General features: G+C 65.8%; 9 protein-coding genes. 6 read left to right on the top strand and 3 right to left on the bottom strand.

The genetic code is table 11. The features are described 5' to 3' along the window. Positions 1 to 347: 347 nt before the first annotated feature. From Q0Q02_RS06240 to Q0Q02_RS06230, 3 genes are all read right to left on the bottom strand, one after another. On the bottom strand, positions 348 to 1,562 hold the full coding sequence (locus Q0Q02_RS06240) for an IS91 family transposase (RefSeq protein ID WP_293807800.1): 1,215 nt from the start codon (positions 1,560 to 1,562) through the stop codon (positions 348 to 350). 15 nt (positions 1,563 to 1,577) lie between these two features. Further along, positions 1,578 to 2,441, bottom strand: coding sequence for a tyrosine-type recombinase/integrase (locus Q0Q02_RS06235; protein WP_293807798.1), 864 nt, complete (start codon positions 2,439 to 2,441; stop codon positions 1,578 to 1,580). A 180-nt stretch (positions 2,442 to 2,621) separates the two neighbouring features. Next, entirely contained in the window at positions 2,622 to 3,530 is a 909-nt protein-coding gene (locus tag Q0Q02_RS06230) for a LysR substrate-binding domain-containing protein (RefSeq protein ID WP_293807796.1), read from the bottom strand. 192 nt (positions 3,531 to 3,722) lie between these two features. On the opposite strand from Q0Q02_RS06230, the gene Q0Q02_RS06225 reads away from it, so the two are divergent. From Q0Q02_RS06225 to Q0Q02_RS06200, 6 genes are all read left to right on the top strand, one after another. Continuing rightward, positions 3,723 to 4,556: a transporter substrate-binding domain-containing protein gene (locus Q0Q02_RS06225; protein WP_293807795.1), complete on the top strand. Its 834-nt coding sequence runs from the start codon at positions 3,723 to 3,725 to the stop codon at positions 4,554 to 4,556. Between the two features lie 63 nt (positions 4,557 to 4,619). Next, complete coding sequence (locus tag Q0Q02_RS06220) at positions 4,620 to 5,282, top strand: amino acid ABC transporter permease (protein ID WP_293807793.1); 663 nt, start codon at positions 4,620 to 4,622, stop codon at positions 5,280 to 5,282. Beyond that, positions 5,279 to 6,073 (top strand): amino acid ABC transporter ATP-binding protein, encoded by a 795-nt coding sequence (locus Q0Q02_RS06215; protein ID WP_293807791.1) that lies wholly within the window; start codon positions 5,279 to 5,281, stop codon positions 6,071 to 6,073. The genes Q0Q02_RS06220 and Q0Q02_RS06215 overlap by 4 nt, the downstream gene beginning before the upstream one ends. Continuing rightward, positions 6,070 to 6,825: an SDR family oxidoreductase gene (locus Q0Q02_RS06210; RefSeq protein ID WP_293807789.1), complete on the top strand. Its 756-nt coding sequence runs from the start codon at positions 6,070 to 6,072 to the stop codon at positions 6,823 to 6,825. The genes Q0Q02_RS06215 and Q0Q02_RS06210 overlap by 4 nt, the downstream gene beginning before the upstream one ends. Further along, complete coding sequence (locus Q0Q02_RS06205) at positions 6,822 to 7,949, top strand: enolase C-terminal domain-like protein (protein WP_293807787.1); 1,128 nt, start codon at positions 6,822 to 6,824, stop codon at positions 7,947 to 7,949. The genes Q0Q02_RS06210 and Q0Q02_RS06205 overlap by 4 nt, the downstream gene beginning before the upstream one ends. Before the next feature lie 98 nt (positions 7,950 to 8,047). Further along, complete coding sequence (locus tag Q0Q02_RS06200; RefSeq protein WP_293807785.1) at positions 8,048 to 9,328, top strand: FAD-binding oxidoreductase; 1,281 nt, start codon at positions 8,048 to 8,050, stop codon at positions 9,326 to 9,328. The last annotated feature ends 97 nt before the right edge of the window (positions 9,329 to 9,425 follow it).

Genomic DNA, 9,425 nt, shown 5'->3' with positions numbered 1-9,425 from the left:
CCAGGAGGTCAATATCGCCTCCTGTGAAGGGTTTCGGATGCCGGCCCGTGCGAGCTGGGATGGTCCGGGTTGAGGGCCGGCGTTCGAAAGCCTCCAGTGGAGGAAGCCGCGGCCCGGGGCCGTGCGCTATGGGGATTTCGCGGCGCGGCCTAGTTGGCGGGCTCGTGCGAGGCGTGGATCGAGGGCGCTATGTTCTGTCCGGGATGCCCGGCAGCCTGAGGTTTGCTGCGCCTGGGACGGATGCGGGCCCGCCGCAATCTCCATTTCCGTCGTCGGGCCGAAGAAGATCGCCCGCTCTCTGGCTGAGACCGGTTGTGGTCCGTCTGGGTGTCGCCCCGGCGCCATCGTCATGATGTGTCGATCCTGACGGCGAAGATGGTGCGCGGCGCTGTGCCCGGCGCGAAGCGCTCGACGAGGATCATGCGGCCACCGCAGCAGGGGCAAGGTGGCCTCCGCTCATCGACTGGATCGGATTGTTCGGCCGAGATCTCTGCTTCACGATCTGCCGTCATGGCGTCCGGTGTTGGCGCCGCGATGATCTGCCTGATGCGGGCGATGGTGCCGGCGCGCCGGCTCGAGGCGAGCAATCCATAATGCCGGATGCGGTGGAATCCGTCGGGCAGGACGTGGAGCAGGAAGCGGCGGATGAACTCGAAGGCCGTCAGCGTCATGGTCTTGCGCCAGGTCTCGCCGGCGGAGCGGGCGCGATAATCCTTCCAGCGGAACGTGACCCCGTGCCGATCCATGGCAATGATGCGGCTGTTGGCGATGGCGACGCGGTGGGTGTAGCGGGCGAGATAGGCCAGCACGGCCTCAGGTCCGCCGAAGGGGCGCTTGGCATAGACGACCCAGTCGGCTCGTCGCAGCGGCGCCAGCACGGTGGCGAAGGCCTCGGCTTCGGCCAGATGGGCGAGATCGCCATGGAAGGCGAGCCGCCCGGAAGCATTGAGAGCGGCGAGCCCTTCGAGGAAGAGCCTGCGGAACAGCCGCGAGAGCACGCGCACGGGCAGGAAGAAGCCAGGCCGGCACGGGATCCAGCGAGCGCTGTCAGGCGACAATCCGCCTCCGGGTGCGATGATGTGGAGATGGGGATGATGGGTCATCGCCGATCCCCAGGTGTGCAGCACCGAGGTGAAGCCGATGCGGGTACCGAGATGCCGGGGATCGCTCGCGATGGTGGCGAGCGTCTCGGCTGCTGCCTTGAACAGAAGGCCGTAGACGGCGGCCTTGTTTTGGAAGGCGATGGCCGCGACCGGTGCCGGCAGGGTGAAGACGAGATGATAGTAGGGCACGGGCAGCAGGTCGGCCTGCCGGTCCGCGAGCCAGTCCTTCGCCGCCGCGCCCTGGCATCGTGGGCAGTGCCGGTTGCGGCAGGAGTTATAGGCGATCGTCGCGTGATCGCAGTCGCCGCAGGCCATGACATGGCCGCCGAGCGCAGCCGTCCGGCAGGCCCGGATTGCACCGATCACCTTGAGCTGGCCACGGCTGAGCCGATGGCGCGCGAGGAAGGCGTCGCCATGTCGGTTCAGGATGTCCGCGACCTCCAGCGAAGGCCGCGCCATGATCGGCGCGGAGCGTTACGGCGGCGGCGGCGGCGCCAGCAGCGCGAGCGGGCTGGTCACCTCGCGCAGCGTCTTCAGCGCGACGCGGGTGTAGACGGCGGTGGTGTCGAGCTTCCTGTGGCCGAGCAGGACCTGGATCACCCGGATATCGGTCTTCCGTTCCAGCAGATGCGTGGCGAAGCTGTGCCGCAGCGTGTGCATCGACACCCGCTTGTCGAGCTTCGCCGCAACGGCTGCGGCATGGCAGGCCCGGTTGAGCTGGCGCGTCGTGATCGGCTGGCCCGGCTGCTGGCCGGGGAAGAGCCAGCCACGCGGGCGCTTCACCCGCCACCATTGCCGCAGGAGGTCGAGCAGGTCGGGCGCGAGCATGACATAGCGGTCCTTGCGGCCCTTGCCCTGCTCGACCCGGATCAGCATGCGCGCGCTGTCGACGTCGGCGACCTTGAGGTTGGCGATCTCCGACACGCGCAGGCCGCAGCCATAGGCGATACTCAGCGCGGCCCGGTCCTTCAGGCTCCGCGCATGGGCCAGCAGCAACGCCACCTCTTGCGTGTCCAGCACGACTGGCAACCGCTCCGGCGTCGGGATCCGCGCCATGCGGTCACCGAAGCCGGTCCGGCCCAGCGTGACGTGGAAGAAGAACCGCAGCGCCGTGCATGCCAGGTTCATCCGGGCGTAGCTGGCGCCGAGCGAGGCCAGGTGAAGCTGATAGCGCCGCAGGTCCTCCGGCTCGGCCCGGTCCGGCGGCAAGCCAAGGAAGGCCGTGAACTCACGCACCTGCCGGACATAGTCGCGCTGCGTGTGCTCGCTAAACCGGCGGATGGTCATGTCCTCGATCATCCGCTGGCGTAGCGGACTGACGGTGACGGGATCGATCATGGAAGCCTCCGAGGATCAGGGAAAACGACCCTGAAATCCTCGAATGCAGCGCCTCACAGGCAAAATCTCAGCAATTACCGAGCCGCAGCGCACTGCCGCGAGAGCGGCTTAGTCCATTGGCGCTAGGCTCCCTGACGGCAGGCAGCCTGCTCGCGGCACTGGGCGAAGGCTGGCGGCAGATTACCGGAGCTTCGGCTTGCGATAGCCCCGCGTTTCCCGCGTCACCCATTCGCGGAAAGCCATGACGCTGTGCAACTGCGCCTTTCGCTCGGGATAGACCGCGAAATACGAGTCTCCGGACAAGATCGGCGGGCCGAACGGCATGTGAAGTTCGTTGCGGGCGAGCTCCGCTTCGATATAGCAGGTCGGGACGATGGCGATTCCTATGCCTTGGAGCGCGGCATTGATCAGCATTTCGGTGTGCGCAAAGCGTGTTCCCTGGATTCGCCCTTGGTAGGTGAGCCCCGACAGGCGCAGCCAATGCAGCCATATGCTGGGACGGCTCGCGTTCTGAAGCAGGGGGAAGCCGGCAAAGTCCTTGTTATCCAGCCTCGTCCCAAGCGGGATCAGCTTGGGTGAGGTCACGACGGCGATCTCTTCGGCGAACAATTCGACCGATCTGGCATTGAGCCATGTCCCCACGCCTCGCAGGATGGCAACGTCCAGCCGCGTCGTCTCGAAATTGAGATCGGCGGGCGCTAGCGTGACCTCGACCGGGATGTCCGGATATGCGTGGATGAACGTCTCGATGCGCCGGGGCAGCCAACGGGCCCCCAAGGTCGGATGAGTGCCGATCATCAGCGAGCTGTCGACGGAGCGCCCGCGCACGGCATCGATTGTGATTTCCTGGAGCTTGTCGAGTGTCAGCGCAAGCTCGCGATAGTAGTTCGCACCCACCTCCGTGAGAACGAGGCGCGGCCCGGATCGATGGAAGAGGGAGACGCCGAGAAATTTCTCGAGATTATGGATTTGCCGGCTGATGCCGCTCTGCGTCAGTCCGAGATCTTCGGCCGCCTTCGTGAAATTCATGAACCGCGCGGCGGCCTCGAAAGCGTGCAGAGCTGATAACGACGGCAGATAACGTCTCATGAGAACCTCGCGGCTATCATGATTAAAAGTCATCTTAGAGGAAATTTTCAACGTTTTTGTTTCGTGCCGGGCTCATTCAAACTCTCTTCGACCGGCTCATAAAGTCGGGCATGAGCAACTGATCCGAGGGGGACAGTGACCTGCTCAGGCGTGCAAAATCCAAGCCGCAAGCGAACCGGAGAGGGGAAGAGTATGGACAGGCGTGAATTCAACAGGCTCCTGGGCTTGGGCGGGATTGCCGCTGCAGCGGGCCTTTACACCGGCAAGGGTGCTCTCGCCGCCGGTTCGCTGGAGCGAGTGAAATCCTCCGGCACCTTGCGCATCGCCGCAGTCGCCGATGGCGCTCCCTACTACCAGAAGATGGTGACGGACGGCAGCTGGCGCGGATTCTACGTCGATATCTGCCAGAAGCTGGCGGATGATCTCGGGGTCAAGCTCTCGATCCTCGAAACGACCTGGGGCAACTCGGTGCTGGATCTCCAGGCCGGCAAGATCGACGTCTTCTTCGGCCTGAATCCCACGCCGGAACGGCAGAAGGTCATCGATTTCTCTGGCCCCGTCTTCAAGAACGCCTTCACGATGGTGACCAAGAAGGGGCTCGGCGCGAAGAGCTGGAGCGATTTCGACAAGCCGGAGATGCGGATCGCGGTCGATGCCGGCTCGTCGCATGACGCCGCGGTGACGCGGCTGGCGCCGAAAGCGCAGGTCTCCCGCTTGAAGACCGCCAGCGACGCGACCGCGGCGCTGCAGGCCGGGCGTGTCGATGCGCAATGCCTGGTGCTGATCCTGTCGCTCTCGCTGCGCGCCAAGAATGCCGCGCTCGGCGATATCGTGATGCCGACGCCGGCCGATTTCACCACGTCGAATGCCGGTTTCCGGCGCGAGGAAGACCAGTCCTGGCGCGAATTCGTCGATGGCTGGATCAGCAAGCAGCGCGAGAGCGGTTTCGTGAAGAAGGCCATCGTCAAGAACATGGAACTTGTCGGCGTCAAGGAAAGCGACTTTCCTCCCGGTTTCGAAATCTGATCATCCGGCACGGCGGGGCTGCGGCCCCGCCACGCCTGATTTCGGTCGCGGGAATTCAAGACCATGTATGAATGGGATTTTTCGATCCTGTGGGGCTACCGTTGGTTGTTCCTGCAGGGGCTGGGGGTGACCGTGGCCTTCACCGCCGCGACCATCGCCGGTGGCCTGACCATCGGCATGACGGCGGCGATCTGCCTCCTGTCGCGTTTCAGAATCCTGCGCGGGTGTGCGCTCGGCTTCATCGAGATATTCCGCTGTACGCCCGTCCTGGTTCAACTGATCTGGTGCTACTATGCATTGCCGCTGATCGCGGGCATCGAAATGACGCCGATCTCGGCCTCCCTTCTCGCCTTGTCCTGCTATGGCGGCTCGTTCTACGCCGAGATCATCCGCGGTGGCATCGTCTCGATCGACACCGGCCAGTCCGAAGCGGCCTCGGCGCTCGGCATGACGCCCGGGCTCGCGATGCGCCGCATCATCCTGCCGCAGGCGTTGCGCCGGATGTTGCCGGCACTGATGAACCAGTCGATCCTCCAGTTCAAGAACACCTCTCTCGTATCCGTCCTGGCCGTCCCGGACCTGGTCTATCAGGGCCAGATCGCCGCGCATGACAGCTTCCGCCCGCTGGAAACCTATACGGCCGTGGCCGTCGCCTATTTCGCGATCCTTTTCCCGCTGACGCTTTATGTGCGTAGCCGCGAACGGCGCCTGGGAGCTGCCCGATGACGGCGAAAGCACCGATGATCGAGATCGCGCGACTGCGTAAGCGCTTCGGGCAGCTCGAGGTTCTCAAGGATATCAATCTTCAGGTCGAGCCAGGCGGCGTCGTCGCGTTGCTCGGGCCGTCAGGCTCCGGCAAGTCGACGCTGCTGCGCTGCATGAACCTGCTCGTGCAGCCCGATGACGGCACCATCCGCGTCGGCGAGACCACCTTCCGCTTCGGCCCGGCCATGGAGCAGCCGAAGGCCAAGTCGCTGGCGGCGTTCCGTTCCCGCACCGGGATGGTGTTCCAGAGCTTCAACCTGTTTCCGCACATGTCCGTCCTCGGCAACGTCATCGAGGCTCCGATCCATGTGAAAGACCTGGACCGAAAAACGGCGATCGACCAGGCCATGGCACAGCTCGAAAAGGTCGGGCTTGCGGACCGGGCCGCTCAAATGCCCGACACCTTGTCCGGCGGGCAGAAGCAGCGTGTGGCAATCGCCCGCGCGCTCGCCATGGAGCCCGAGGTCATGCTGTTCGACGAGGCGACCTCGGCCCTTGATCCCGAGCTAGTCGGCGAAGTGCTGCAGGCGATCCAGAAGCTTGCCGCGGACGGCATGACGATGGTCATCGTCACCCATGAGATCCCCTTCGCCCGCGATGTCGCGGATCGCGTGGTCTTCATGCGCGACGGCTATGTCGTCGAGGAAGGACCGGCCCGCGAGGTGATAGATAGCCCTCGCATGGACGCGACCCGCAGCTTCCTCAGCCACTTCCATCGCGTGGGTGACCGCACGGGCACAGCCACGCCATGAGTGCAGCCCGGCGCATTTACCTGGTGACGGGGGCAGCGAGCGGGATTGGGCAGGCGACCGCGCTCGCATTGTCCGGCCCCGATGCCGGACTGCTGCTCCATACGCGGGCCAACAAGAGCGGCCTCGAGGCTGTCGCCCGCGCGGCGTCAGAACGTGGCGCCGAAGTTGCGACCGCGCTCGGCGATCTCGCCGATCCCGGTTGCCCGGCCGCGTTGGTGGAGGCCGCCGCCGCTCGCTTCGGCCGGCTCGACGCCCTGATCTGCGTCGGCGGCGCAGCACGGCGCGGTCCAGCAAGCGCCCTCTCGCAAGAGGAGCTTCACACCGCGCTCGACGAAAGCGCCCTTGCCCTCGTCGCATTCCTCAAGGCCGCACGCCCGCTGCTCCTGACGAGCGCGGCGCCGCGGCTCATCGCAACCTCTTCCTTCACGGCTCATCTGTTGCGGAGCGATCTCGATGCCTTCGCGGCAACGGCCGCCAGCCGGGCCGCGCTCGAGACCACCGTCCGGCTCCTGGCACGCGAGGTCGCGGCAGATGGCATCACCATCAACGCCGTGGCACCGGGCCTGATCCGCAAGGATGCGGGACAGGGCAGCAAGCTCTCGCCTGAAGCGATCGCGCGGATGGAAGCCATCGTCCCGATCGGGAGGCGCGGCACACCCGAAGAGGTCGCCGCGGTCATCGCTTTTCTCGCCTCGCCGGCAGCATCCTACGTCACCGGTCAGATCTGGCACGTCAATGGAGGGCTGCTGTGAGCGCCGAAACCATCGAACGCATCAGGGTTTTCCTGATCGAAAGCCCGATCAAGATGCAACGTCAGCAGGGTGTCGGCGACGTCAAGGGCACGGTGAAGCGCGTGCTGCTCGAGCTGACCTCGTCTTCGGGCATCGTCGGCTGGGGTGAAGCTGCGCCCTGGGAGGTGTTCACCGGTACGGCGGAGGCTGCGGTCGCGGCCCTCGACATCTATCTGCGTCCGCTCGTCATCGGTGCACGGGTCGATCGTATCCGCGCGCTCACCTTGCAGATGAAGAAGGCGCTCGTCGGTCATGGCGAGGCCAAGCTCGCGATCGAAACCGCGATGTTCGACATCCTCGGCCAGGCGTCGGGGCTCTCGATCGCCACTCTGCTCGGCGGGCGCGTTCGCGACACGATCCCGCTGTCCTTCTCGATCGCTGACCCGGATTTCGCCGCGGACATGCGCCGCATGGAGGAGATGGTTCCGAAAGGCAACCGCATCTTCAAGGTCAAGACCGGCGTGAAGAGCCATGAGGAGGACGTGGCGCATCTCGAAGCCATGCGGAACGCCTTCGGCGACACGATCGACCTTCGCATCGACTACAATCAGGCGCTCCAGCCGTTCGGGGCGATCAAGAAGCTGCGCGACGTCGACCAGTTCAAGCCGACCTTCATCGAGCAGCCGGTGCCGCGGGATTGCCTGACGGCCATGGCCTCCTTCGCCGCGGATCTCGATACGCCGATCCTGGCCGACGAAAGCTGCTTCGACATGCGCGACCTGCAGGAGGTGATCCGGTTGCAGGCGGCCGATGCCATCTCGGTCAAGCTCATGAAGGCGGGCGGCATGCTGAACGCGCAGGCCTTGATGGCATTGGCCGATCTCGCGAGCCTGCCCGGCTATGGCGGCACGCTCTACGAGGGCGGCATCGCGCTGGCCGCCGGCACGCAGTTCATCGCCGCGACGCCGGGCATCTCGCTCGGCTGTGAATTCTACATGCCTCATCACGTTCTCACCGAGGACGTGCTGGAGGAGAAGATCGCGAACCGCAATGGCGAGGTCGTCGTGCCGGACGGACCTGGCCTGGGGATTCGCGTGTCCGAGAGATCCTTGAGAGCGAACGCACGCATTCTCGCGGAACGCTGACGCTCGACTGAAACCCACCTCTGCTCGCCCCCGCCGCTCCCGGCCGCCGCCGTGACGGAGAGGAGAGCTATTGCCCGAATGCCCGGAGGAAACGGGTCATGCCCAACGTCGCTCCAACACACAGCCTGATCATCGGCAGCGGCATCGTCGGCGCCTGCTGCGCGCTGGAACTGGCGCGCGCGGGCCATGCCGTCACCCTGATCGATAGCGGCGAGCCGGCTGGGCGGCAGTCCGCCAGCTATGGCCATGGCTGCTGGATCAGCCCGGCTTCGGTCGTGCCGATGTCGATGCCCGGCCTGTGGAAGAAGGTTCCTGGCTATCTGCTCAACCCGCATGGGCCGCTGGTCATCCGGTGGCGTCATTTTCCGCGGCTCGTGCCATGGCTGCTGCGCTTCCTCCGGGCCGGCTCCTCCGTGCCGCGCGTCGAGGCGACGGCCAGAGCGCTGGACCGGTTGCTCCACGATAGCCCGGATCGCCACGAGGAGCTGAGCCGCGAGGTCGGTGCGCCCGAGCTGATCCGGCGCGAAGGTCTGCTCTATGCCTATCCCGACAGGCGGGCCTTCGAGGCGGAAAGCCTGTCCTGGCACCTGCGGCGAATGACGGGATTGCGATGGCGAGAACTGGACGCCGCTGCCTTGGCCGCACGAGAGCCCGATCTCGACAAGCGCTACACCTTCGGTGTCCTGGCTGAGGCTGGCGCGCATTGCACCGATCCAGCTGCCTATATCGCGGCGATCGTCGCGGCGGCGCGTTCCCAAGGTGCCAAGATCGTCAGGGCGACTGCTCGCGAGATACTCCGCGACGAAACGCGCGTCCGCGGCGTACGCACCGACACCGGCGTGATCGCCTGCGACCGGGTCGTCATTGCGGCTGGGGCTTGGTCGAAGCGTCTCGCGCGCTCCGGGGGCGATCGCATCCCGCTGGAGAGCGAGCGAGGCTACCATGGCGTCATCGCGCTGGACGTCGGCGGCCCGCGCCACCCGGTGATGCCGAGCGACGGCAAGATGGCGAACACGCCCACAGTCGCCGGGCTGCGGTTGTCCGGCCAGGTCGAGCTGGCGTCGCTCGATGCGCCGCCGAACTGGAGCCGCGTCGATATCCTGATGGCGCATGCGCGCGGAACCTATCCTGCGCTCGCCGGCACTCAGGAGAAGCCGGTCGACCGATGGATGGGCCATCGGCCATCAACGCCTGACGGCTTGCCGGTCATCGGTCGCTCATCCCACTCGCCCGACATCTTCTACGCTTTCGGACACGGCCATGTCGGCTTCGCCGCAGGACCGGCGACGGGGCGCATCGTCGCCCAGCATGTCACCGGCCTGCCGGATGCGCCCGACATCACTGTGTTTTCGCCGCGCCGCTTCCGGCTTTTGGCGTGAGCGCCTGCGAATAGCGGCCCGGCACCCCTGCCGGTCGCCCCCGGCTTTGCCGATGCCGCCATCGCGTCGTTCGGCCCCATCCCTTGCTTTTCAGGAG

This window comes from uncultured Allobosea sp., assembly GCF_945956895.1.
Lineage (GTDB): Bacteria > Pseudomonadota > Alphaproteobacteria > Rhizobiales > Beijerinckiaceae > Allobosea.
This window is presented reverse-complemented; position numbering and strand designations above follow the sequence as displayed.